The following is a 23563-nucleotide window of genomic DNA, read 5'->3' on the forward strand; positions in this document are numbered from 1 at the left end:
CCTGTCAGACGCCGTCCCCGGCCAGGGTGGCGGCACGGGCGCGCGCCCGGCGGCGGTCGTTGAGGCGGGCGATGACCTCGGAGGCGAAGAACAGCAGCATCATCGGCACGGCCATCAGGCACATCGAGAACGGGTCGGTCGACGGCGTCGCGGCGGCCGCGAAGACGAAGGTGCCGATGACGATCCAGGGCCGGTAGGCGGCCAGCTGCTTGCCCTTGACGACCCCGGCGAAGTTGAGCAGGACCACGAAGACGGGGATGTTGAACGACAGCCCGAAGACCAGCAGCGTGCGGGTGAAGAACTGGAGGTAGTCGTTGAAGTCGATGAGGTTGGTGACGCCGTCGGGGTTGAACCCGATGAGCACCTCGAGCGCGACCGGCAGCGTGAAGTAGCCCAGTGCGACGCCGATCAGGAACAGCGGACCCGCGACCGCGACGAAGATGCGCGTCATCTTGCGCTCCTGGGCGTAGAGCCCCGGGAGGACGAAGGCCCAGATCTGGTAGAGCCAGTAGGGCGCCGTGACGACGACCGCCGTGAAGCCGGCCAGCTTGAGCCACAGCATCAGCCCGGCCCCGGCCCCGCTGGTGGTCGCCTCGGTGACGCCGTCCGGGAGCTTGGTCTGCGCGTCCTCGTAGGGTCCGAAGACGGCGTCGAGCAGCAGGTGGCGGAACACGAGGGCCACCGCGAAGGCGAGCGCGAACGCCAGCAGGCAGCGCAGCAGCCGGGCCCGGAACTCCCGGAAGTGGTCGGACAGGGCCATCCGGCCGTCGGGACCCACGCCGTGGCGCGGGCCGCCCTGGAAGAGGCCGACGAGGCCAGCGAGCCTCACTCAGGTGGTGGTGTCGTCGCGACGCTCGTGGAGCACCTCGCCCGACGTCTCGTGCGTCTCCGTCGGGGTCACCTCGGGGCGCGTCTCGAGCGCGTCGGGGGCGGCCGACGTGCGCTTGGCGTCGTCGTCCTTCAGGTTCTTGGTCTCGTCCTTGAAGATCTTGAGCGCCTGGCCGGAGCTGCGGGCGAGCTCGGGGAGCTTGGCGGCACCGAACACGAGCACCACGATGGCAAGGATCACCAGCCACTCGGCGCCCTGGGGCATGCCGATCATCGGGTCGATCATGGAAAACACTCCGTCATCCTGTTGGGGGCGCTCCTTCGCGGAACGCTACGAGTCTACGCCGTCGTCCTCGTAGAGCCGGAGCGCCGCCCGGGCGTGGGCGGAGAAGCTCTCGACCCACTCCACGGGCGCGAGCAGCGTGGCGTGCGGTGCCAGGCGGAACACCAGCGCCTGCGCCCACTGCTCGCTGGCGACCTCGAGGTCGACGTCGACCGTGCCGTCGGGGCCCGGCCGCTCGCCCGAGACCTGGTAGTACTCGAGCACCCACCGCGCCGGCGGGGCCAGGCGCAGCGTGACGGTCGTGGTCTCGGCGTCGCTGAACCAGCCGCCGGTGAGGTCGCGCGGGCGCGCCGACGCGTCGGCGACCGGGGTGTCGAGCTCGGTGGCGGCGACGATGCGGTCGACCCGGAAGGCGCGGTCGCCCTGTGCGGTGTGGCACCACGCGTCGAGGTAGAGCAGGTCCTCGACGCGGGCCAGTCCGCGCGGGTCGACGACACGGTGCGACTCCTGGTCGCGCGAGGGCACGTGGTAGGTGATCTCGACCTGGTGCCCGTGATCGATCGCGGACCGCAGCACCGGCACGACCGGGCTCGCCTCGAGCGGGGTCGGCGTGACGTGGAGGCGCAGCAGGTCCTCGCCCTCGGCGCCGGCAGCGCCCTCGAGCTTGGCGAGCGTGCGCGCGATCACGTCGGCGGCCCCCTCGGGCGCGGACTCCGCCATCGTGCGCAGCGCCACGACGAGCGCGGTCGCCTCGGCCGGGGAGAACCGGACCGGCCGAGCGAGGTAGTCGGCGTTGTCCACGCGGATCACGCGGTCGCCCTCGAGCGCGTCGAGGTCCACCTCGATCAGGTCGCCGGGCAGGCCGGGCGAGAGGCCGGTCATGAACAGCAGCCGCAGGTCGCGCTCGACCTGGTCGGCGTCGACGCCGAAGTGCGCGGCGGCCTCGTCGAGGCGCACCTCGCCGCGGGCGAGGAGGTAGGGAACCATCGCGAGCAGCCGCGCCACCTGGTCGGGCGCGGTGTCGCCGACCTGCGTGCTCACGCTGCACCCCCGTCCGCGGGGCCGGCGGCGGGAACCGCGGCGGCGACCGAGCGGAGGCGTGCCACCACCTCGTCGCGGAGCTCCTGCGGCCCGACCACGACCACGTCGGCGCCATAGGTGAGCACCTCGTCGGCCAGCTCGTGGACCGGCCCCTCGACCGTGACGACGTCCCACCCGCGCCGCTCGTCGAGCGGACGCACCTGCTCGGCACGTCGCCGGAGGCCGACGCCGGTGCCTTGGCGCACGTGCAGCTCGGCGCGCGCGGAGGGATAGGTGGGCGAGAGGCGGCGCGCCAGCTCGCGGACGTCGGTGCCGGCCGGGACGTCGTAGGCCCCGGACTTGCCGGTCGCGCGGACCGGTCCGACGATCCGGGAGAGGCGGAAGACCCGCTCGGCGCCGCGGTCGACGTCGAAGCCGACGACGTACCAGCGTCCCGAGGAGCGCGCCAGGCCCCACGGCCGGACGCGGCGCTGGGTGGGGGCGGTGTCGCCCGAGCGCTGGTAGGGGAAGCTGACCTGGCGCCGCTTGCCCACCGCGTCCCACAGCGGCTCGAACGCCGGCTCGTCGGCGCTGATGGACGGCGCCACCACCTCCAGGCGCGACGGGTCGATCTCGACCCCCTGCCCCTTCAGCTTGGCCAGCGCGCGACCGGTCGCCTTCGCGAGCGTGGCCTGCTGCCAGACCTGCGCCGCCAGGCCCAGCACCGCGGCCTCGTCGGGCTCGAAGCGGAGCTCGGGCAGCGAGGTCTGCTCGGTGGGGATCCGGTAGCCGATCTCGTCGTCGAAGAACGCGTCCGCGCTGCCGACCTCGATCACCGCGCCGATCTGGCGCAGGGCGTCCTTGTCGCGCTCGAAGGCGCGCTCGAACGCCTCGTCGCCGGCGGGACCGCGGGGGTGCTCGGGGTAGACCGCCTCGCGGATCGCGTCCTTGCCGACGAACCGCTTCGCGCCGAGCAGCAGGATGTGCAGGTTCATCAGCCGCTCGGCCCGTGGCTGCGCCATCTGCTCCTGCTCCTGCTCGTGCTGGTCGGGGTCTGGGTCGGGATCTCGGTCGGGTGGGTCAGCCGGGCGTCGGCGGGGTCACTTGGCGGCGAGGATGTCGACGACGAAGAAGAGCGTGTCGGTGCCCTTGATGCCGGCGGCCTCGTTGCCCGTCTTGCCGTAGCCGTCGGCCGGCGGGATCTCGAGGATCACCCGCGAGCCGACCGTGCGACCGACGAGGCGCTCGTCCCAGCCCTTGATGACCTGGCCGACACCGATCGGGAACTCCGCCGGCTCCTTGCTGTAGGACTCGTCGAACGGCTTGTCGGCGTCGTAGACCTGGCCGAGGTAGTCGACGGTGATCGTCTGGCCCTTCTCCACCTTCGCGCCGTCGCCCTTCACGAGCGTGGTGGCGATGAGCTTGCCGGTCGGCTGGTGGGCGTCGGTGAAGTCGAGGCCGGTGACGACCCCGTCCTTCTCGACGAGCGTCGGCGCCCACGAGGCCGGCTTCTTCTCCTCGCCCTTCGGTCCGTCGAGCGCGGGGATCGTGTCGGAGCGCCCGAGGATGTCGACGACGAACAGCACGGAGTCCTTGTTGCCGATGCCGATGGACGGGTTGCCGGTCTCGCCGTAGGCGTCCTCGGCGGAGGTGAGCACGGCGACCCGGTCACCGACCTTGTGGCCGACGATCGCCTCGCGCAGGGGCTTCAGGACGTCGGAGGTGAGCTCGACCTTCTGCGGACCCTGGTCGTAGGTGCTCGTGGCCTCCTCCTGGGTGAAGCCGTTGCCGATCCAGAAGCTGGCGCTCGCGGTGTCGCCGTCGGCCACGGTCTCGCCGTCGCCCTCGATGACGGTCTCGGTCTCGGTCTTCGAGCCGTCGAGCCGGCCGTCGAAGGTGACCTCGGGCTCCTTGCCCTGCTTGCCCTCGATCTTCACCGAGCTCAAGGACTTGCCGCCCTCCTCGGTGTCGCTGGAGGACGAGCCGCATGCGGCGAGTCCGACCAGGCTGAGCGAGAGCAGGCCGCCGAGGACGGCGGAACGTACACGGGACACGGGTTCGACCTCATCAATGACGACAGCGTTGCCGGGTCACCCTATCCAGCATCGCCCAGCAGACGACGCCCACATGCCGCTCACAGCCGCTCACATGCCGTCGATGAGTCGTTGGACCCTCTCGTCGTAGGCCTTGAACGGGTCCTTGCACAGCACGGTGCGCTGGGCCTGGTCGTTGAGCTTGAGGTGGACCCAGTCGACGGTGAAGTCGCGGCGGCGCTCCTGGGCACGCCGGATGAACTCGCCGCGCAGGCGGGCCCGGGTGTTCTGGGGCGGCACGCTCTTGGCCTCGAAGACCTTGAGGTCGCTGGTCACGCGCGCGACCGCTCCGCGCTTCTCCAGCAGGTAGTAGAGGCCGCGGCCGCGGTGGATGTCGTGATAGGCCAGGTCGAGCTGGGCGATCCGGGCGTCGCCGAGCTGCAGCCCGTGCTTGGCGCGGTAGCGCTCGATGAGCTTGAGCTTGATCACCCAGTCGATCTCGCGGTCGACGAGGCCGAGGTCGTCGGACTCCACGGCCTTGAGGCCGCGCTCCCACAGGTCGAGCGCCCGCTCGATGGTGGGGGTGGAGATCTGGCGCCGGTCGACGAAGTCGCGGGCCTTGGCGAGGTACTCGCCCTGGATGTCGAGCGCGCTGGCCTCGCGTCCGTTGGCCAGGCGCACCTTGCGGCGGCCGGTGGGGTCGTGGCTGATCTCGCGGATGGCCCGGATCGGGTTCTCCATCGTGAGGTCACGCATCACCACGCCCTCCTCGATCATCCTCAGGACGAGGTCGCAGGAGGCCACCTTGAGCATCGTGGTGGTCTCGCTCATGTTGGAGTCGCCGACGATCACGTGCAGGCGGCGGAAGCGCTCGGCGTCGGCGTGCGGCTCGTCGCGGGTGTTGATGATCGGGCGGCTGCGCGTGGTCGCGCTGCTGACGCCCTCCCAGATGTGCTCGGCGCGCTGGCTCACGCTGTACGACGCCCCGCGCGGGGTCATCACGACCTTGCCGGCGCCGACGACGATCTGCCGGGTCACCAGGAACGGGATGAGGATGTCGGCGAGGCGGCTGAACTCGCCCGCGCGGCCGACGAGGTAGTTCTCGTGGCAGCCGTAGGAGTTGCCGGCGGAGTCGGTGTTGTTCTTGAACAGGTAGATGTCGCCGGAGATGCCCTCCTCGTGCAGGCGGTTCTCGGCGTCGAGCAGCAGGCCCTCGAGGATCCGCTCCCCCGCCTTGTCGTGCGTGACCAGGTCGACGATGTCGTCGCACTCCGGCGTCGCGTACTCCGGGTGGCTGCCCACGTCGAGGTAGAGCCGCGCGCCGTTGCGCAGGAAGACGTTGGACGAGCGACCCCAGCTGACGACCTTGCGGAAGAGGTACCGGGCGACCTCGTCGGGGCTCAGGCGGCGCTGGCCCTTGAACGTGCACGTCACGCCGTACTCGTTCTCGATCCCGAAGATCCGACGGTCCATGACCCCACCCTAGGACCGCGCACCAGCCCCGCCCCCGGATCCGGCGCAAATCCCCCTCGGCGCGCCGCTGCCGACCCGCCGCTCGACTTGCGGCGGCTGCTTGGGTTGCCCGCATGGAGACCACGAGCAGCACCCCGCGCGACACGTCGGGTGGCACTTCGGGCGGCACCTCGAGCGGCGCCGGGACGCCCGAGGCGGCCCGGGGCTGGGCCAGCGACCTCGCGACCGCCGCGGCCACCGGCGTGGTGACGACGTTCCTGCCGATGCACCGGTGGAGCCGCCGCGCCCAGTGGAGCCTGCACGGCGGCTTCGGTGCGCTGGCGTCCGCGGCCACCGTCCTCGGCCTGCGGATCCACGGGCGCGACGAGGACGACGCGCCGCCGCCGGTCGCGACGGTCGCGGCGCTGGCCCTCGGGGTCGGCGCGGTCACGGCACTGGTGAGCCGCGGTGGCCAGGGGCTCGACACCTGGGCCGAGCACGGACTGACGGCGAGGGGCGTACGGCGCCCGCGGCTCTGGATGGGCGCTGCGGCCGCGACGCTCTCGCTGGCGATGTCGGTGGTCGAGCGACGTCTTGACGGGCCCGTCGCGTCCGGGTGAGCGTGGGGGCATGGGACCCCGCCACCTCGTCGCGACCGCGCTGGTCGAGCCGGGCACCGTGGGCGACCTCGAGCTGCGGCTGATGACCGACGACCTGTGGCTGTGGCCGGTGCGCACGGCCCCGGTCGTCGTCGACGGTCCCCGCACCGAGTTCCAGCTGCGCCGACGGATGGTCGAGCAGCGCCACGGCGGCTGGGACGACGCGGCGACGTGGACGCCGGCCTGGATCGGCTTCGGCGCCGCGTGGCACGAGTTCGGGCCCGACGGCGACGTGCGCCCGTCCGGACCGCTGCCGTGGGCGGCGCACCAGCGGCTGTGGGACGCGCTGGCGGAGTTCGGTCCCTTCGTGCGCTACCGGCGCCGGCTCAGCGGCATCCCGACGACGCCGACGCCCGGGTGGACCGGGCTGCACCTGCTCTGAGCCCGGGAGCCGGACCCCCTCAGCCCTGGCCGGGCTCGGTGGGCGGTGCGACCGGCGGTGCCACGGGCGGTGCGACCGGCGGAGCTGCCGGCGGAGCTGCGGGGGGTGCGACCGGAGGCTCGCCGGTCACCGGGTCCTCCAGCGGGGCGACGGCTCCGGAGACCTGGTCGGTGGGATCGGCCGGGTCGTCGACCGCGGACGGCTGGCCCCCGCCGCCCGGCGCCGAGTCCTCGGCTGCGGGCGCGTCGGCCTCGCCGGGCCCGCGGTCGCCGAGCACCTCGGCCAGCCGCGCCTCGCGCAGCCGCACGAACTTGCGGGGCTGGGTGCGGGTGCGGTCGAGCGCCGCGACCTCGAGGTCCTCGGTCGGGATCACCCGGTCGTCGGTCTCGCTGTGGCCGAGGGCGGCGACCGCGAGCCGCAGCGCGTCGTCCAGCGACATGCCGGTGCGGTAGTGCTCGCGGAGGTGGCCGGCGACGACGTCGGCCGCACCGCCCATCACCGCGAAACCGTGCTCGTCGGCGACCTGGCCGTCGTAGGTGAGGCGGTAGATCTGGTCGTCGGCCTCCGCGTCGCCGATCTCGGCGACGAACAGCTCCACCTCGTAGGGCTTCTCGCCGCCGGAGGAGAAGATCGTGCCGAGGGTCTGGGCGTAGGCGTTGGCCAGGCCGCGGCCGGTGACGTCGCGCCGGTCGTAGGCGTAGCCGCGCATGTCGGCCAGGCGCACCCCGGCGATGCGGAGGTTCTCGAACTCGTTGTAGCGCCCGACCGCGGCGAAGGCGATCCGGTCGTAGATCTCGGAGACCTTGTGGAGGGCCTGCGACGGGTTCTCCGAGACGAACAGGACGCCGTCGGCGTAGTGGATCGCCACGACCGAGCGGCCCCGGGCGATGCCCTTGCGCGCGAAGTCGGCCCGGTCCTTCATCAGCTGCTCGGGCGAGACGTAGAACGGCATGCTCATGCGGGTGGTCTCCTGGGTCGGGCTCAGGTGAGGGGTGCGGCGGGACCGTCGGGTCGCTGCATGCGGGAGGCGATGATCGCATCGGCGATGGCCGAGACCTCCGGGTCAGGCATGCGGCGGCCGCCGGCAGGGGTGATCACGTGGACGACCGGGAAGATCCGGCGGGTGATGTCGGGCCCGCCCGTCGCGGAGTCGTCGTCGGCGGCGTCGTAGAGCGCCTGCACGATCGCGGTCACCGCGCCGGTCTCGTCGAGGTCGTCGCGGTAGAGCTTCTTGAGCGAGCCGCGCGCGAACAGCGATCCCGAGCCGACGGAGTGGAACGCCGTCTCCTCGTAGCGGCCGCCGGTGACGTCGTAGCTGAAGATCCGGCCCTGGCCGGCAGCGTGGTCGTAGCCGGCGAAGAGGGGCACGACGGCCAGGCCCTGCATGGCCAGGCCGAGGTTGGCACGGATGAGGGCGGCGAGCCGGTTGGCCTTGCCGTCCATCGACAGCGTCGTGCCCTCGATCTTCTCGTAGTGCTCGAGCTCGGTCTGGAACAGGCGCACCATCTCGACCGCGAGCCCGGCCGTGCCGGCGATGCCGACCACGGAGAACTCGTCGGCCGGGAACACCTTCTGGATGTCGCGCTGGGCGATGATGTTGCCCATGGTGGCGCGGCGGTCGCCGGCCATGACGACACCGCCGTCGAACGTGGCGGCCACGATCGTCGTGCCGTGCGGGGCGAGGTCGCCGGCGTCACCGGTGGGCACCGAGCGGCGCCCCGGGAGCAGGTCGGGCGCCTGGGTGCCGAGGAAGTCGGCGAAGCTCGACGTGCCCGGCGCCATGAAGGCCGTGGGCAGGCGCGGGTCGCTCATTCGCCGCCCTTCTGGATGAACGACTTCACGAAGTCCTCGGCGTTGGTCTCGAGCACCTCGTCGATCTCGTCGAGGATCGCGTCGACGTCCTCGTCGATGACTTCCTTGCGCTCGGCCACGTCGCTCTCGACGACCTCCTCGGTCGCCGTCTCGTCCTGCGTGGACCTGCGCGGCTGCTTCTGCTCCTGGGCCATGTCACGACCCTAGCCGAGCCCGACGAAGGAGGGGACGGCGTGGGGCGGGAGGTCGAGCCGGCGCGCGACCGCTCGTCGCAACCCGCGTCGGCCGGGAGTCGCCCTCAGCGGGTGATCGCGCTGACCAGCTCCTGCGCGGTGGCGCTGCGGTCGATGAGTGCGCCGACGTGCGCCCGGGTGCCGCGCAGCGGGTCGAGCGTCGGCACCCGCTGCAGCGACTCGCGCCCGGGGAGGTCGAAGATGACCGAGTCCCACGACGCGGCGGCGACGGCGTCTGCGTACTTGTCGAGGCAGCGACCGCGGAAGTACGCGCGGGTGTCGGCCGGCGGCTCGTGCATCGCGGTCTCGACCGCGGCGTCGTCGAGGAGGCGCTCGATCCGCCCGGCGCGGGCGAGGCGGTGGTACAGCCCCTTGTCGGGGCGCACGTCGGAGTACTGCAGGTCGATCAGGTGCAGCTTGGCGTCGTCCCACGCCAGGCCGTCGCGGTCGCGGTACTGCTGGAGCAGCTTGAGCTTGGCGACCCAGTCGAGCTCGGTGGCGCACTCCATCGGGTCGCGCTCGAGGCGGGTGAGCACCGACTCCCAGCGCTGGAGCACGTCGCGGGTCTGCTCGTCGGCATCGGCGCCGTAGCGGTCCTCGACGTAGGAGCGGGCCAGGTCGAGGTACTCCATCTGCAGCTGGACGGCGGTGAGCCGCCGGCCGTCGCGCAGGGTCATGAGGTGCTGGAGCGTCGGGTCGTGCGAGACCTCGCGCAGGGCCCGCACCGCGCCCTCGACCGACAGGTCGGCGTCGATGAAGTCGTCCTCGATCATCGCCAGGACCAGCGAGGTGGTGCCGGCCTTGAGGTAGATCGAGACCTCGGCGAGATTGGCGTCGCCGATGATGACGTGGAGGCGCCGGTAGACCGCGGGGTCCGCGTGGGGCTCGTCGCGGGTGTTGATGATCGGGCGCTTCAGCGTGGTCTCGAGGCCGACCTCGACCTCGAAGAAGTCGGCGCGCTGGCTCAGCTGGAAGCCGCGCTCGGGGCTGGTGTCGCGCCCGTCCTGGCCGAGGCCGACCCGGCCGGCGCCGGTGACGACCTGGCGGGAGACGAAGAACGGCGTCAGGTGGCGCACGATCTCCGCGAACGGCGTGGAGCGCCGCATCAGGTAGTTCTCGTGCGCGCCGTAGGAGGCGCCCTTGCCGTCGGTGTTGTTCTTGTAGAGCAGGATCGGCACGGTCCCGGGCACCTGGGCGGCCATCCGCGACGCGTCGAGCATCACCTGCTCCCCCGCCTTCTCCCAGCGCACGACGTCGAGCGGCGTGGTCACCTCGGGCGAGGAGTACTCCGGGTGGGCGTGGTCGACGTAGAGGCGCGCGCCGTTGGCGAGGATGACGTTGGCGAGGCCGAGGTCCTCGTCGGTGAGCTGGGTGGGGTCCGCGACCTGGCGGGCCATGTCGAAGCCCCGGGCGTCGCGCAGCGGCGACTCCTCCTCGAAGTCCCAGCGCGCACGGCGGGCCCGCACGGTGGACGAGGCGTAGGCGTTGACGACCTGCGACGAGGCGACCATGGGGTTGGCGGTCGGCTGTCCCTGGACCGAGATGCCGTACTCGACCTCCGTGCCCATCACGCGTCGTACGCTCATGGCGTGAGCCTACGGCTGTGGGACGAACGGGTGGTGCCCCGACTGGTCGACGCCAGCCTGCGCGGGCACGAGGTGGGCGACCTGCGCGCGGTGACCTGCCGCGGGCTGGCAGGCCGGGTGCTCGAGATCGGCTTCGGCAGCGGCCTCAACGTCCGCTGGTACCCGCCGGAGGTGACCTCCGTGACCGCGATCGAGCCGTCCGACGTGGGCTGGAGGCTGTCGGAGCGCCGGCGCGCGCGGTCGGCGGTCCCGGTCGAGCGGGCGGGCCTCGACGGCCAGCGCCTCGACCTCCCGGACGCCTCGCACGACGTCGTGCTGGTCACGTTCAGCCTGTGCACGATCCCCGACCCCGTGCTCGCGCTGCGCGAGGCGCGGCGGGTCGTGCGCCCCGGCGGCCGGCTGCACGTGCTCGAGCACGGTGCCGCACCCGACGCGTCCGTACGCCGCTGGCAGCGCCGGCTCGAGCCGCTGCAGCGTGCGGTCGCCGGCGGCTGCCACCTCACCAGGGACGTGCCCGAGGTCGTGCGGGCCGCCGGGTGGCACGTCGACGAGCTCGAGCAGGCGTACCTTCCCGGGCCGGCGTTGTCGCGGCCCTGGGTGCACGTCAGCCGGGTGCTGGCGTCCTGACGGGCCCGGACCCGCACGGGCGGGTGGGTCAGCGGCGCCCGCGGCGCAGGAAGCCCATCAGGAACAGCACGACGACGACGATGATGACGAGGATCAGGATGGTCTTCATCCCGCCAACCTAGTCGTGCAGCAGGGCCGGGCACCCCCTCCCGAGGGGTGCCCGACCCTGCGCGGTCGGAGACAGTGCCGGCGGCTCAGAGGTACTGGCCGGTGTTGGCGACCGTGTCGATCGACCGCCCCGGCTCGGTGCCCTGCTTGCCCGTGATGAGCGTGCGGATGAAGACGATGCGCTCGCCCTTCTTGCCCGAGATCCGCGCCCAGTCATCGGGGTTGGTCGTGTTGGGCAGGTCCTCGTTCTCCTTGAACTCGTCGACGCACGCCTGGAGCATGTGCTGGACCCGGAGCCCGCGCTGGGCGGGGTTGAGGTCGCTGTCGAGGAAGTCCTTGATCGCCATCTTCTTGGCCCGGTCGACGATGTTCTGGATCATCGCACCGGAGTTGAAGTCCTTGAAGTAGAGGACCTCCTTGTCGCCGTTGGCGTAGGTCACCTCGAGGAAGCGGTTCTCCTCCGACTCGGTGTACATCCGCTCGACGGTGGCGCGGATCATCGCGTTGACCGTGGCCGCTCGGTCCTGGCCGAACTCGGCGAGGTCGTCGGCGTGCAGCGGCAGCGTCGGCGTGAGGTACTTCGAGAAGATGTCGCGCGCCGACTCCGCGTCGGGCCGCTCGATCTTGATCTTCACGTCGAGCCGGCCCGGGCGCAGGATCGCCGGGTCGATCATGTCCTCGCGGTTGGACGCACCGATGACCAGGACGTTCTCGAGCGCCTCGACGCCGTCGATCTCGCTGAGCAGCTGGGGCACGATGGTGTTCTCCACGTCGGAGGACACGCCCGACCCGCGGGTGCGGAACAGCGAGTCCATCTCGTCGAAGAACACGATCACGGGCGTGCCGAGCGAGGCCTTCTCCCGGGCCCGCTGGAAGACCAGGCGGATGTGCCGCTCGGTCTCGCCGACGTACTTGTTGAGCAGCTCGGGGCCCTTGATGTTGAGGAAGTACGACTTCCCCGACGCGCCGGTCTTCTCCGCGACCTTCTTGGCCAGGGAGTTCGCGACCGCCTTGGCGATGAGGGTCTTGCCGCAGCCGGGCGGACCGTAGAGCAGCACGCCCTTCGGCGGCTTGAGCTCGTGGTCCCTGAACAGCTCGGGGTGCAGGTAGGGCAGCTCGACGGCGTCGCGGATCGCGTCGATCTGCGCGGTGAGGCCGCCGATCGAGCCATACTCGATGTCGGGCACCTCCTCCAGCACGAGCTCCTCCACCTCGGACTTCGGCACGACCTCGTAGACGTAGCCGGCCCGCGTGTCGAGCAGCAGCGAGTCGCCGGCGCGGATCGTCACGTCCTCGGCGCGCAGCGGCTCGGCGAGGCGCACGACGCGCTCCTCGTCGGCGTTGGCGATCACGAGGGCCCGCTCGCCGTCGGCGAGGATCTCCTTGAGCATCACCACCTCGCCGACCTGCTCGAAGTCGAGCGCGGCGACGACGTTGAGCGCCTCGTTGAGCATGACCTCCTGGCCGCGCACGAGCGCGTCGAGGTCGACGGCCGGGCTGACGCTGACCCGCAGCTTGCGGCCGCCGGTGAACACGTCGACGGAGTCGTCGTCGTTGCGGCCGAGGAAGGTGCCGAAGCCCGCCGGGGGCTGCGCCAGCCGGTCGACCTCCTCCTTCAACGTCGTGATCTGGTCGCGCGCGTCACGCAGCGTCTGGGCCAGCCGCTCGTTCTGGCTGGAGACGGCGGCGAGGGAGCGCTGGGCGTCGGCCAGCCTGCTCTCCAGGCCGCGTGCGGTCCCCGGTGCGTCGTCGAGACGGCGGCGCAGGTCGGTGACCTCGGCCTCCAGGTAGCGCACCTGGGTGGCCAGCTGCTCCCGGGTGGGCTCGGACATGTCGGTCATCTCGCACCTCCTGTCACACGACACTACCCATTCGCCGCACGGACGGAAGCGGATGTCCGCGAGTGTTGGTCACCGATTGGTCACCGAGCGCTCACGCCGGGTCGTTGAGCCGCCTGATCGCCTCGAGCTCGGCCTCCTCGAAGGCGCCCGAGGCTGCCAGCACCTGCTGCAGCACGGCCGTCTTCCCGGCGAGGTAGGTGTCGATGTCCATCTGTGGGTCGTCGGCCAGCGCGCGCTTGACCGCGGCGTACGCGTCGCGCAGGTGCGGGTCGCGGCGCAGCACGTCACGCACGGCGAGGTGGTTGCGGACGCTGGCCGTGCCGGCGGTGCAGACGTAGACGTGGCGTCGCGGGTCGTCGTCGGGTGCGCGGAAGGCCTCGCGTCCGGCGACGCCGAGGTCGCCTCGGTGGACGTAGCCCAGCGACGTGGCGCGGCCACCGCGGCCGCGACGTCCTCGGGCCCGACGATGACGTCGACGTCGAGGACCGGCTTCGCTGCGAGCCCCGGCACGGACGTCGACCCGACGTGCTCGACCCGCGCCGACGGCACCGCCGCGAGGGCGTCGCGGAGCCGGGCGGCGAGCTCCTCGAACTGCTCGGCCCACTGCGGCGACCAGTCGACGACCTCGATGGTGCTCACTGGTCGGGGTCGGGCTGCACGGCCTCGAGGGTGGGCACGTCAGCCGGGCGGGGCCCGGTGTAGTCGGGGCCGTACGCCCCCGGGGCCGGTCGGCGGGTCTTGCGCGGCGGGGCCTCGCCGGGTGCCATCCGGCGGGCGGTGACGAGGAAGGCGGTGTGACCGATCATCTTGTGGCCGGGACGCACGGCGAGGCCCTCGACGTGCCAGTCGCGCACCAGCGACTCCCACGGCTGGGGCTCGGTGAAGCCCCCGTGGACGCGGAGCGTCTCGACCACGCGGGAGAGCTGGGTGGTGGTGGCGACGTAGGCGCAGACGATCCCGCCGGGCACCAGCGCGTCGGCGACGACGTCGATGCAGCTCCAGGGGTCGAGCATGTCGAGGATCACCCGGTCGACCGGGTGGTCGAGCGTCGGCAGGCCCTCCTTCAGGTCGCCGAGCCTCAGGTCCCACGCGGGGTGCGTCTGGCCGGCGGGGGCGGAGAAGAACTGGTCGACGTTGCGGCGCGCGACGTCGGCGAACTCCTCGCGCAGCTCGAAGGACGTCACGCGGCCCCACGGGCCGACCGCGCGCAGCAGCGAGCAGGTCAGCGCGCCCGACCCCGCCCCGGCCTCGACGACGCGGGCGCCGGGGTAGATGTCGGCAAGCGCGACGATCTGGGCCGCGTCCTTGGGGTAGACCACGGCGGCACCCCGCGGCATCGACACGACGAACTCGTTGAGGAGCGGGCGGAAGACGAGGTACTGGCCGCCGGCCGAGGACGTGAGCGTGAAGCCCTCCTCGCGACCGATCATGTCGTCGTGGTCGAGGTGGCCCTTGTTGGAGAAGAAGCGCTTGCCCGCGACGAGCTCGAAGTTGTGCTTGCGGCCCTTGTTGTCGACCAGGCGCACCCACTCCCCCTCGCGCAGCGGCCCGCGGTGGACACCGGACCAGGCCTCGGCGGGGACGTCTGCTCGGTCTTCTGTGGGGCGCTCCGACATGGCGCAGACCCTAGTGGCCCGGGCGCCGATCCACTCAGCCGGCGGCGTTGGCCCGGAAGGCCCGGTCGACGTCGGCGGTCGACAGGACGCCGTAGATGCGGCCGTCGTCCTCGACGAGGAGGTACTCCTCCGCGGGGCGCCTGCTGATCGCGGCGATCAGCTCCTCGCCGGCCACGGTGGCGGGCAGGGTGAGCCCCTCCTCCATCGAGCGGGCGACGGCGGAGACCGTGACCCACGGGCGCCGCTCGGGCGGCGTCGCGGTGACGGCCGCCTCGCTGACGATGCCGAGCGGGGTGCCGTCGGGGGCGACGGTGACGATGCTCCCGGCCTGCGCCTCCTGGGCGCGACGCACGGCCTCGGCGAGCGGGAGGTCCTCGGGGACGGTGAGCGTACGACGGGCGAGCGGGCGCGCGACCAGCAGCGGGAGGCGCTGGCGGACCCGGGCGTGGGCGAGCTGGGCGGTCGCCCCGGTCCAGAGGAACAGGCCGAGGATGAAGACCAGCACCAGGTCGACGATCGTCGGGGGCTCACCGATGACCCGGTCCTGGACGAGCGGGCACGCCAGCAGCGCGAGCGCGACGACGCGACCGCCCCAGGCCGCGACGACCGTGCTGCGGTGCTCGTTGCCCGAGGCGCCCCACACCAACGCCTTGAGCACGCGACCGCCGTCGAGCGGCAGGCCGGGGACCAGGTTGAGCACGCCGATCACGAGGTTGGCGCCCGCGAGGCCCTCGACCGCGAGCCTCAGGAGCTCACCCTCGACGACGAGCCCGAGGGCGAAGGCCACCGCGCCGACGGCGATGGAGGTCAACGGCCCGACGACGGCGATCCAGAACTCGTGGCGCGGCCGGCGGGACTGGCCGTCGATCTCGGTCATGCCGCCGAGGAAGTGGAGCGTGATCGAGGTGACGCCGTAGCCGAGCCGCTTCGCGGTGACCGCGTGGGACGCCTCGTGCAGCAGCACGGACAGGTAGAGCACGACGGCGAACACGAACCCCGCGACGTACTTCCACACGCCCAGGCCGGGCTCGACCTGCTCGATGCGCGGCGCGAAGGTCAGCGAGATGAGAAGGGCGACCACGAACCACGAGCTGGTGACCAGCACGTCGATGCCCGAGATCGAGCCGATCCGGAGCGTGCCGGGCTGGCGTGGGGCGGGGGTGGACACTCCTCGACCCTAACGAACACCGCCCACGGCCCAGAGGTCCCGACGGCTGTCGGTGGGGCCGCCTAGGGTGGCCGCGACATGACGACCTCGCTCCCCGACCCGGCCGCTGACCCGGTGGCTGACCCGGCGGCTGACCCGGCGGCCTCTCCCGCCGAGCGGCTCTCGACGCCGGTCGACGGTGTCGAGGTCGTGGGCTCCCTGTCGCCGAGCCGGGCCAGCGACTTCCTGGCCTGCCCCCTGCTCTACCGCTTCCGCACCCTCGACCGGCTCCCCGAGGAGCCCTCGCCCGACGCCACGCGCGGCACGCTGGTGCACAAGGTGCTCGAGGACCTCTTCGACCTGCCGGCCGCCGACCGCACCCCCGACCGCGCCGCCGCGATGCTCGCGCCGCGCTGGGAGGCGCTGCTCGAGGCCGAGCCCGGGCTGCAGGCGATGTTCGGCGACGAGGGCCCCGACGTCGTGGCCTGGATGCAGTCGTGCCGCGACGTCCTCGCGCGCTACTTCGACCTCGAGGACCCGACGCGGCTCGAGCCCGCCGAGCGGGAGCTCTACGTCGAGACCGTGCTCGACTCCCGCCTGCTGCTGCGGGGCTTCGTGGACCGCATCGACGTCGCGCCCGACGGCCGGATCAGGGTGGTGGACTACAAGAGCGGACGCGCCCCGAAGGAGGGCTACGAGGCGAAGGCGCTGTTCCAGATGAAGTTCTACGCGCTCGTCATCTGGCGGCTGCGCGGCGTCGTCCCTTCGGTGCTGCAGCTGGTCTACCTCGGCAACGGCGAGATCCTGCGCTACGAGCCCGACGAGGACGACCTGCGCGCCACCGAGCGCAAGGTCGAGGCGATCCACCGGGCGATCACGCTGGCCCGGAAGACCGGCGACTGGCAGCCCAGCCCCTCGCGCCTCTGCGACTGGTGCTCCTTCCACCAGCTCTGCCCCGCCAAGGGCGGCACGCTCCCGCCGTTGCCGGAGCGCCCGGAGGCTCAGACCGCCGCAGCGCCCGTCCCGGCCTCCGCGCCGTCCGGGCCCTCGTCGCCGTAGAGGACGCACGCCACCTCGACGCCCCCGTCGCGCCGCAGCGCGGGGTCGGTGCCGTCGTGGAAGGCGATGGCCACCCCGGCGTCGGTCTGGTCGATCGAGGTGACTCCCCGCCACATCGGCTCGTCCGGGTTCTCCGCGCGGATCCGCTCCACCAGCTCGGTCGCGGCAGCCGGGTCGGCCTTGCCCAGGACGGCCGTCGTGGCCGGCTCGTCGAGCGCCGAGAGGTCGCCGAGGATCCGCGACTCCTCGGCGTAGACGTCGGCACCCCGGCGCAGCCAGTGCTCCTCCAGCACGGTCCGCAGGTCGCGCGACTCCCAGCCGCAGGTCGCGGTGGCGAGCGGGCAGCGCGGGTGGAACGCGCAGCCCAGCGGAGGCCTGGCCGCGTCCGGGATCTCTCCCCGTGGCAGGTCGCGGGCGACGGAGACCGACGGGTCGGGGTTGGGGATCGCCTTGAGCAGCGCCTGGGTGTAGGGGTGTCGGGGGTGGGCGAAGATCTCCGCGGTGTCGCCGATCTCGACGATGCGGCCGAGGTACATGATCGCGATCCGGTCGCAGAAGAACTTCGCGCTCGCCAGGTCGTGGGTGATGTAGACGTAGCTGAGGTCGAGCTGCTGCTTGAGGTCGAGCATCAGCTGCAGGATCTTGGCGCGCACGGACATGTCGAGCATCGAGATGGGCTCGTCGGCCACGAGCACGCTCGGGCCGTTGATGATCGCCCGCGCCATCACGACTCGCTGCTTCTGCCCGCCCGAGAGGTCGCGCGGGTACTTGTCGAGGAACAGCTCCACCGGCGAGAGCCCGACGCGCTCGAGCGACTCGACCACCCGCGTGCGCCGCTCGGTGGCCGACCTGACCCCCTGCACGCGCAGGGCGTCGCCGATCGCCTGCTCGACGGTCATCGCCGGGTTGAGCGCGGCGTTGGGGTCCTGGAAGACCATCTGGATGTGGCGGCGCACCTCCCGCAGCTCGCGACGGCTGAGGCCGGCGACGTCCCGCCCGTCGAACTCGATGCTCCCGCCGGTGGCGCGCACCAGGCCGAGCAGCGCGCGGCCGAGCGTGGACTTCCCGCTCCCGCTCTCGCCCACGACGCCGACGACCTCGCCGCGTCGCAGCGTCAGGTCGACGCCGTCGACGGCCTTCACCGTCCCGGTGTCACGGCCCAGGAGGCGCGACAGGCTGCCCCCGCGCAGGTCGAAGTGCACCGACAGGTCGCGCACGTCCACGATCAGGTCGCTCGTGGTGCGGGTCTCAGGCTTCGTCGGCAACGCCCAGCTCCTCCTGCTTCAACGGCGCGGTCCCGCCCTCGGGGATCGCGGCCTCGGGGCCCCGCAGCCAGCACTCGACCCGACCGCCTCCGACCCGCTCGACCTCGATCGGGTTGCGGGTCGCGCAGACCTGCATGGCGTCGGGGCAGCGGGGGTGGAACCGGCACCCGTCGGGCGGGTCGACCAGGTCGGGCGGTGACCCGGGGATGAAGTCGAGGCCGGTGGTGTCGAGGCTGATCGTCGAGCGCAGCAGCTCGCGCGTGTAGGGGTGCTGCGGGTTCTTGAACACGTCCTCGACGCGACCCTGCTCCACGATGCGTCCGGCGTACATCACCGCGACGCGGTCGCACGCCTCGGCGACGATGCCGACGTTGTGGGTGATCAGCAGGAGGGCGGTGTTGAAGTTCTTGCGGAGGTCGTTGAGGATCTGCACGATCTGCGCCTCGACCAGCACGTCGAGCGCCGTGGTCGGCTCGTCCGCCACCACGAACGCCGGCCGCAGCACGAGCGCGAGGGCGATCATGAGCCGCTGCCGCATGCCGCCGGAGAACTCGTGGGGGTAGGAGCGGTAGCGCGTCGGCGGGATGCCCATGTGCCGGAGCGCCTCGAGGCCGCGCCGGCGGACCTCCTCCTTGCCCAGCCGGGGCTCGTGCTGGCGGATGGTCTCCTCGAAGTGCTCGGAGATCCGCATCAGGGGGTTCAGCCGGGTCAGCGGTTCCTGGAAGATCATCCCCAGGTCGCTGCCACGCAGCCGGTAGGCCTCCTTGGGGCTCATCGCCAGCACGTCGCGACCGTGGTAGACGACCTCGCCGTCGCGCTTGGCCCCGTCGGGCAGCAGCCCGATCAGGCCGCGTCCGAGCGTCGACTTGCCGCAGCCGGACTCCCCCACCAGCCCCAGCGTCTCCCCCGGCGCGAGGTCGAAGCTGACGCCGTCGACGGCCCGGATGGCGCCGCGCGTGGTGCCGTACCAGACACGGACGTCGCGCGCGGAGATCACCGGACCCTCGGACGTCGTCGTGCCCGGTGCGTCGACCAGGTCCCTCTGGGCGTCCATGTCAGCGCACCTCGTCCATCGTCTGGCGCGCCGGGAGCACGACCGGCAGCAGCCGGCGTCGACGCAGGGTCGGGTTCAGCGTCTCGTTGAGGCCCTCGCCCACCAGGGTCAGGCCCGTGACGAGGAGCACGATCGCCAGGCCCGGGAACAGGCCCGTCCACCACACGCCGGCGCCGGCGTCGGCCAGCGCGCGGTTGAGGTCGTGGCCCCACTCGGCCGCGTCGGTGGACTGGATGCCCAGGCCGAGGAAGCCGAGGCCGGCGAGGGTCAGGATCGCGTCCGCCGCGTTGAGCGTGGCCAGCACGGGGACGCTCTGCACGACGTTGCCGAGCAGGTAGCGCCGCATCACGACCCCGTCGGTGGCGCCGATGGCCCGCGCCGCCTCGACGTAGGTCGCCTCCTTGGCGCTGACCGTCGTGTTGCGCACGACGCGGAAGTACTGAGGGATGTAGATCGCGGTCAGCGACAGCGCCACGGCGATCACGCTGCCCCCGATGATGCCGGTCAGCAGGAACGAGAAGACGATCGCGAGGAGGAACGACGGGAAGGCGAAGACGGCGTCCATGACGAGCACGAGGATCCGGTCTGGCCAGCCGCCGAAGTAGCCGGAGACGAGACCGAGCGGGACCCCGATCACGACGCAGAACAGGATCGAGAGCACCACGACGAGGATCGCCGTGCGCGCACCCCACACGACCCGCGAGAACACGTCGAAGAACAGCCGGTCGGTCCCGAACCAGTGCTCGGCGCTGGGCGCGCCGACCTTCGGGAAGCGTGTCCCGTCGGCCGCCGACTGGGCGAAGCCGTAGGGCGCGAGCCAAGGCGCGAAGAGCGCGCAGACGACGAAGACGGCCGTCAGCACGACCCCGATCACGAGCATCCACCGGGCCAGGCCCACCGTGTCGGTGAACGGCTTGGCCAGCATCTTGAGAACCCCGGACATCAATACCTCACTCGCGGGTCGACGAGGGCGTTGACGATGTCGACCACCAGGCTGATCAGGACGACGGCGACGGCGAAGATCGTGATGATGCCCTGCACGGCACCGTAGTCGCGGTCGTTGATGTACTTCACCAGCTCCTGACCCAGCCCCGGCCAGTTGAAGGTGGACTCGGTCAGCACCGCCCCGCCGAGGAGCAGCGCGAACTGCAGGCCGATGACGGTGATGACGGGCACCAGGGCGTTGCGGAACGCGTGGTTGCGCGTGACCCTGCCCGGCGAGATGCCGCGCGCCTCGGCCGCCTCGACGTAGTCGGCCTGGCTGGTCTGGAGGATGTTGACCCGCACGAGCCGGATGAAGACGCCGCAGATGAGCAGCCCGAGGGTCGCGGCCGGGAGCAGCAGGTGCTTCAGCACGTCGGTGATGGCCGTGCCGTCGCCGCTGAGGAAGACGTCGACGAGCAGGATGTGGGTGGTCGGCTGCACCGTGAAGACGGTGATCGGGCTGGCCATCCCCGAGGTCGGCAGCCCCAGCGGCTGCGCGACGTAGACCTGGAGCAGGAAGCCGATGAAGAAGATCGGCGCGGCGTAGGTGAGGATCCCGAAGACCCGGATCACCACGTCGCCCACCGAGTCGCGGTAGCGCCCGGCCAGCAGGCCGAGCGGGATGCCCACCAGCAGCGCGACCGCGAACGCCGCCAGGGTGAGGCTCAGCGTGGCGCCGCCCTTGTCGCGCACGACGTGCAGGACGGGCTGGTTGTCGCTGAAGGTCGTGCCGAAGTCGAGCCTGATCACCGAGGAGAGGTACTCCCAGTACTGCTCGAGGAGCGGGCGGTTGAAGCCGAGCGCCTCACGGCGCTGGTCGAGGGCGTCCTCGTTGAGCTTGCCACCGAGGGCCGCCGACACCGGGTCGCCGGGAGCGACGCGGAGGACGAGGAAGACGAGGGTGAGGATGACCCAGATCATCGGGATCACCAGCAGCACCCGCTGGAGGATGTAGCGCGGCAGGGAGCCGGAGCCGGAACGTGACATGTGCTGCTCTCCACGCATGCGCCGTGGGGAGCGGCCGCGAACGGCCGCACCCCACGGTCACTGCGTCGGTCAGGAGCTCTTGCTGACGAGCCAGAAGCGGAAGATGAACGTCGGGTCGAGCGTGTCCTCGACCCCCTCCATGCCGGCGCCGTAGACGCCGGTGTTCTGGCCGACCCACGACGGGATGAAGGGCACGTCCTCGGCGGCGAGGTCCTGGAGCTGGCCGAAGGCCTTCTCGCGGGTGGCGGGGTCGTCGGAACCCTGCTCCTCGTCGACGAGCTTGTTGGCCTCGTCGCTCTGGTAGCCGTTCTGGAAGAAGCCACCGTCGACCATGAAGGGCGAGAGGTAGTCGTCGGTGTCCGGGTAGTCGGGGAACCAGCCGAGGACGAAGAGGTCGTAGGCGCCCTCCTTGTAGATCGTCTGGTACTGCTCCCACTCGGTGCTCTTGAGGGTGACGTCGAACAGGCCGCCGTCCTCGAGCTGGCGCTTGAGCTCGTTGGCCTCGTCCTCGGTGTTGGGCCCGTAGTGCGTCGGGGTCCAGCCCACCGTCAGGTCGACGGGGGTGGAGATGCCCGCGTCGTCGAGGATCTGCTTGGCCTTCGCCGGGTCGGGGTCGCCGTAGGCCTCCTGGAAGGAGTCCTTCTGGCCCGCGTAGCCGGGCGGGACGATCGAGTAGAGCGGGTCGACGGTGCCGTCGTAGGCGTCCTGGGCGATCGCGTCGCGGTCGATCAGCTGGGCAGCGGCCTGGCGCACGGGCTTCTGCTTGCCGACCGTGCCGTCGACCTTCCACGTCCAGTAGCGGATCTCCGAGCCCTTGCCGGTCGCGACGGTGACCTCGTCGTTGTCCTTGAGGTCGGCGATGTCGGTCGGGCTGAGGCTGCGCCACGCCACGTCGACCTCGCCGTTCTCCGCGGCCAGCTTGAGCGCGGACGGCTCGGAGTAGTACTTCACGAAGACCTGGTCGGACTTGCCGACGTTGTCGCCGGTGTACTGGTCGTTGATCTCCAGCACGGCCTGCTCGCCGGCCTTGTACTGGCTGAGCTTGTAGGGGCCGGAGCCGATGATGTCCTCGTCGGCCTGCTTCTCGTCGGCGGGGAAGACGTCCTCGTCGACGATCGCGGCCGCGCCCGGGTAGGTCAGGACGTACTGGAACGTCGTGTCGGGCTTGTTCAGGTGGAACACGACCGTGGTGTCGTCGGGCGTCTCGATCGCGCCGTCGTCGAGGGTGACCGTGCCGTCGTCGGCGGTGCTGGTGATGCTGCCGAGCAGGTAGATCGCGGCCCCGTTGGCGTCCTGGATGTTGATCGCGCGCTCGAAGCTGTACTTCACGTCCGACGACGTCAGGTCGTCGCCGTTGGAGAACTTCAGCCCGTCCTTCAGCGTGCAGGTGAGCGTCTGCGGGTCGTCGTAGTCGCACGACTCCGCGGCGTCGCCGACGATGTCGGTCGAGTTCGCCGGGACCGTGAGGAGGGTCTGGTAGAGGTTGTACTCCAGCGTCGACGAGCCGAGGTCGTAGGACCCGGCCGGGTCGAGGGCCGTGACCGTGTCGGTGGTGCCGAGGATCCAGGGTGCGCCACCCCCGCCGCCGGAGCTGCCACCGCTGCCACCGCTGCCGCCGTCGTCCGAGTCACCGCCGCCGCAGGCTGCCAGGCTGGTGGCGAGCAGGGCCGTCGCCCCGATCCGGACCAGGGTGTTCCGCCGCATCTTCCCTCGTTTCTCGTCCGCATCGCGGACGTCGGTGTTCGCTCCGGCTTGGGAACGTACTCCGCGAGGTGTGGCCCGCGCCACTCCCCCGACCGGGAGTCGCCGATCCGTTACCAGATCGGGTCCGGGCCCTCGCCGACCGCTGCGACCCGCGGCCCGTCAGCCCGCGGTCAGCGTGCGCAGGGCGGCGGTGTCGAGGCCGGCGAGGGTGTCGGCGAACACGCGGCGCTCTCCCTCGAGGATCGGCACGTGGTGCGGGACGCAGAGCACCGTGCACCCGGCCGCCACAGCGGACTTGGCGCCGGTGTTGGAGTCCTCGATGGCCACGCAGTCGGCCGGGGTCACGCCGAGCTCGGCCGCGGCGGTGAGGTAGGGCTCGGGGTGCGGCTTGCCGAACTCGACCCGGTCACCGGTCACGACGCTGGCGAAGGTGTCGGCCGGGAGCTGGGCGAGGATCGGCGTCACGAAGCGCTGCCACGACATCGTGACGAGGGCGCACGGCACCCCGTGCTCGTGGAGGTCGGTGAGCAGCTCGCGCGCACCGGGGCGCCAGGGCACCTCCTCCTGGACCCGCGCGACCACGCCGTCGAGGAGCTCGTCGACGATCTGCTGCGGCGTGCGGTCGATGCCCATGTGGACGCGGATGTAGTCGCCGGACTCGAGGAGCGCGTTGCCGACGAGGTTCATCGCGTGCTCCTGCGACCAGGTCCCGCCGTACTTGTCCGCCATCGCGTACTCGGTGTCGATCCAGTAGGGCTCGGTGTCGACGAGCGTCCCGTCCATGTCCCACAGGACGGCGGAGAGGGTCGTGGAGGTCAGCGGGTGCTCCTGGGCGAGGACGTCGGGAACATCGGGATCGGGCAGGCGCCGGCGCACCGGCCTG

24 protein-coding genes and 1 pseudogene are annotated in these 23563 nt (G+C 71.7%); 4 read left to right on the forward strand and 21 right to left on the reverse strand.

Annotated elements, in window-relative coordinates:
- Positions 1 to 4: 4 nt before the first annotated feature.
- The 6 genes from tatC to pafA all read right to left on the reverse strand — a co-directional run bounded on the left by tatC (position 5) and on the right by pafA (position 5637).
- Positions 5 to 829, reverse strand: coding sequence for a twin-arginine translocase subunit TatC (tatC, locus tag ACFFJG_RS19205; protein WP_378520406.1), 825 nt, complete (start codon positions 827 to 829; stop codon positions 5 to 7).
- Entirely contained in the window at positions 830 to 1114 is a 285-nt protein-coding gene (gene tatA / locus ACFFJG_RS19210; protein ID WP_378520620.1) for a twin-arginine translocase TatA/TatE family subunit, read from the reverse strand.
- Positions 1115 to 1159: 45 nt separating this feature from the next.
- On the reverse strand, positions 1160 to 2152 hold the full coding sequence (locus ACFFJG_RS19215; RefSeq protein WP_378520407.1) for a helix-turn-helix transcriptional regulator: 993 nt from the start codon (positions 2150 to 2152) through the stop codon (positions 1160 to 1162).
- Positions 2149 to 3153, reverse strand: a complete 1005-nt coding sequence (locus ACFFJG_RS19220) for a helix-turn-helix transcriptional regulator (RefSeq protein WP_378520408.1) — start codon at positions 3151 to 3153, stop codon at positions 2149 to 2151. Before ACFFJG_RS19220 ends, ACFFJG_RS19215 begins: the two co-directional genes overlap by 4 nt.
- 78 nt (positions 3154 to 3231) lie before the next feature.
- Entirely contained in the window at positions 3232 to 4185 is a 954-nt protein-coding gene (locus tag ACFFJG_RS19225; protein WP_378520409.1) for an FKBP-type peptidyl-prolyl cis-trans isomerase, read from the reverse strand.
- 90 nt (positions 4186 to 4275) lie between these two features.
- Entirely contained in the window at positions 4276 to 5637 is a 1362-nt protein-coding gene (pafA, locus tag ACFFJG_RS19230) for a Pup--protein ligase (RefSeq protein WP_378520410.1), read from the reverse strand.
- A gap of 113 nt (positions 5638 to 5750) precedes the next feature.
- On the opposite strand from pafA, the gene ACFFJG_RS19235 reads away from it, so the two are divergent.
- Both ACFFJG_RS19235 and ACFFJG_RS19240 read left to right on the forward strand, forming a co-directional pair.
- Positions 5751 to 6236, forward strand: a complete 486-nt coding sequence (locus ACFFJG_RS19235) for a hypothetical protein (RefSeq protein WP_378520411.1) — start codon at positions 5751 to 5753, stop codon at positions 6234 to 6236.
- 10 nt (positions 6237 to 6246) lie between these two features.
- The gene (locus tag ACFFJG_RS19240; RefSeq protein ID WP_378520412.1) at positions 6247 to 6657 is read left to right on the forward strand and encodes a hypothetical protein; all 411 of its coding nucleotides are present in this window, start codon (positions 6247 to 6249) and stop codon (positions 6655 to 6657) included.
- A gap of 19 nt (positions 6658 to 6676) precedes the next feature.
- On the opposite strand, the gene prcA is transcribed toward ACFFJG_RS19240, so the two are convergent.
- The 4 genes from prcA to dop all read right to left on the reverse strand — a co-directional run bounded on the left by prcA (position 6677) and on the right by dop (position 10288).
- Positions 6677 to 7615 (reverse strand): proteasome subunit alpha, encoded by a 939-nt coding sequence (prcA, locus tag ACFFJG_RS19245; protein ID WP_378520413.1) that lies wholly within the window; start codon positions 7613 to 7615, stop codon positions 6677 to 6679.
- A gap of 23 nt (positions 7616 to 7638) precedes the next feature.
- Positions 7639 to 8469 (reverse strand): proteasome subunit beta, encoded by an 831-nt coding sequence (gene prcB / locus ACFFJG_RS19250; RefSeq protein ID WP_378520414.1) that lies wholly within the window; start codon positions 8467 to 8469, stop codon positions 7639 to 7641.
- Positions 8466 to 8663 (reverse strand): ubiquitin-like protein Pup, encoded by a 198-nt coding sequence (locus ACFFJG_RS19255; RefSeq protein ID WP_378520415.1) that lies wholly within the window; start codon positions 8661 to 8663, stop codon positions 8466 to 8468. The genes prcB and ACFFJG_RS19255 overlap by 4 nt, the downstream gene beginning before the upstream one ends.
- A 104-nt stretch (positions 8664 to 8767) precedes the next feature.
- Complete coding sequence (gene dop, locus ACFFJG_RS19260; protein ID WP_378520416.1) at positions 8768 to 10288, reverse strand: depupylase/deamidase Dop; 1521 nt, start codon at positions 10286 to 10288, stop codon at positions 8768 to 8770.
- A 3-nt stretch (positions 10289 to 10291) separates the two neighbouring features.
- Here dop and ACFFJG_RS19265 point away from each other — a divergent pair, with 3 nt between their 5' ends.
- Positions 10292 to 10915 (forward strand): class I SAM-dependent methyltransferase, encoded by a 624-nt coding sequence (locus ACFFJG_RS19265; RefSeq protein ID WP_378520417.1) that lies wholly within the window; start codon positions 10292 to 10294, stop codon positions 10913 to 10915.
- A gap of 194 nt (positions 10916 to 11109) precedes the next feature.
- Here ACFFJG_RS19265 and arc read toward each other — a convergent pair whose 3' ends face one another.
- From arc to ACFFJG_RS19290, 5 genes and pseudogenes are all read right to left on the reverse strand, one after another.
- Positions 11110 to 12864: a proteasome ATPase gene (gene arc, locus ACFFJG_RS19270; RefSeq protein WP_378520418.1), complete on the reverse strand. Its 1755-nt coding sequence runs from the start codon at positions 12862 to 12864 to the stop codon at positions 11110 to 11112.
- A 91-nt stretch (positions 12865 to 12955) separates the two neighbouring features.
- Entirely contained in the window at positions 12956 to 13285 is a 330-nt protein-coding gene (locus ACFFJG_RS19275) for a GrpB family protein (protein ID WP_378520621.1), read from the reverse strand.
- 77 nt (positions 13286 to 13362) lie between these two features.
- Positions 13363 to 13503, reverse strand: a pseudogene (locus ACFFJG_RS19280) (GrpB family protein); the annotation flags it as partial.
- Complete coding sequence (locus ACFFJG_RS19285; protein WP_378520419.1) at positions 13500 to 14480, reverse strand: tRNA (adenine-N1)-methyltransferase; 981 nt, start codon at positions 14478 to 14480, stop codon at positions 13500 to 13502. The pseudogene ACFFJG_RS19280 and the gene ACFFJG_RS19285, both read right to left, overlap by 4 nt.
- Before the next feature lie 34 nt (positions 14481 to 14514).
- The gene (locus tag ACFFJG_RS19290; protein ID WP_378520420.1) at positions 14515 to 15648 is read right to left on the reverse strand and encodes a site-2 protease family protein; all 1134 of its coding nucleotides are present in this window, start codon (positions 15646 to 15648) and stop codon (positions 14515 to 14517) included.
- Positions 15649 to 15726: 78 nt separating this feature from the next.
- Between ACFFJG_RS19290 and ACFFJG_RS19295 the strand changes: the two genes are divergently transcribed.
- On the forward strand, positions 15727 to 16686 hold the full coding sequence (locus ACFFJG_RS19295) for a RecB family exonuclease (RefSeq protein WP_378520421.1): 960 nt from the start codon (positions 15727 to 15729) through the stop codon (positions 16684 to 16686).
- On the opposite strand, the gene ACFFJG_RS19300 is transcribed toward ACFFJG_RS19295, so the two are convergent.
- The 6 genes from ACFFJG_RS19300 to ACFFJG_RS19325 all read right to left on the reverse strand — a co-directional run bounded on the left by ACFFJG_RS19300 (position 16629) and on the right by ACFFJG_RS19325 (position 23556).
- Entirely contained in the window at positions 16629 to 17951 is a 1323-nt protein-coding gene (locus ACFFJG_RS19300) for an ABC transporter ATP-binding protein (RefSeq protein ID WP_378520422.1), read from the reverse strand. The two genes, ACFFJG_RS19295 and ACFFJG_RS19300, sit on opposite strands and share 58 nt — an antisense overlap.
- A complete protein-coding gene (locus ACFFJG_RS19305; RefSeq protein WP_378520423.1) occupies positions 17935 to 19005 on the reverse strand; it encodes an ABC transporter ATP-binding protein in 1071 nt (356 codons plus the stop codon). Before ACFFJG_RS19305 ends, ACFFJG_RS19300 begins: the two co-directional genes overlap by 17 nt.
- 1 nt (position 19006) lies before the next feature.
- Positions 19007 to 19948 carry an ABC transporter permease gene (locus ACFFJG_RS19310; RefSeq protein ID WP_378520424.1) on the reverse strand — a complete coding sequence of 314 codons (942 nt, stop codon included), beginning with the start codon at positions 19946 to 19948 and terminating at the stop codon, positions 19007 to 19009.
- Positions 19948 to 20994, reverse strand: coding sequence for an ABC transporter permease (locus ACFFJG_RS19315; protein ID WP_378520425.1), 1047 nt, complete (start codon positions 20992 to 20994; stop codon positions 19948 to 19950). The genes ACFFJG_RS19310 and ACFFJG_RS19315 overlap by 1 nt, the downstream gene beginning before the upstream one ends.
- Positions 20995 to 21045: 51 nt before the next feature.
- Positions 21046 to 22680 carry an ABC transporter substrate-binding protein gene (locus ACFFJG_RS19320; RefSeq protein WP_378520426.1) on the reverse strand — a complete coding sequence of 545 codons (1635 nt, stop codon included), beginning with the start codon at positions 22678 to 22680 and terminating at the stop codon, positions 21046 to 21048.
- 159 nt (positions 22681 to 22839) lie between these two features.
- Positions 22840 to 23556: an HAD family hydrolase gene (locus tag ACFFJG_RS19325; RefSeq protein ID WP_378520427.1), complete on the reverse strand. Its 717-nt coding sequence runs from the start codon at positions 23554 to 23556 to the stop codon at positions 22840 to 22842.
- Positions 23557 to 23563 lie beyond the last annotated feature (7 nt).

The sequence above is a fragment of the Nocardioides zeicaulis genome (assembly GCF_042432345.1).
Taxonomy (GTDB): Bacteria; Actinomycetota; Actinomycetes; order Propionibacteriales; family Nocardioidaceae; genus Nocardioides; species Nocardioides zeicaulis.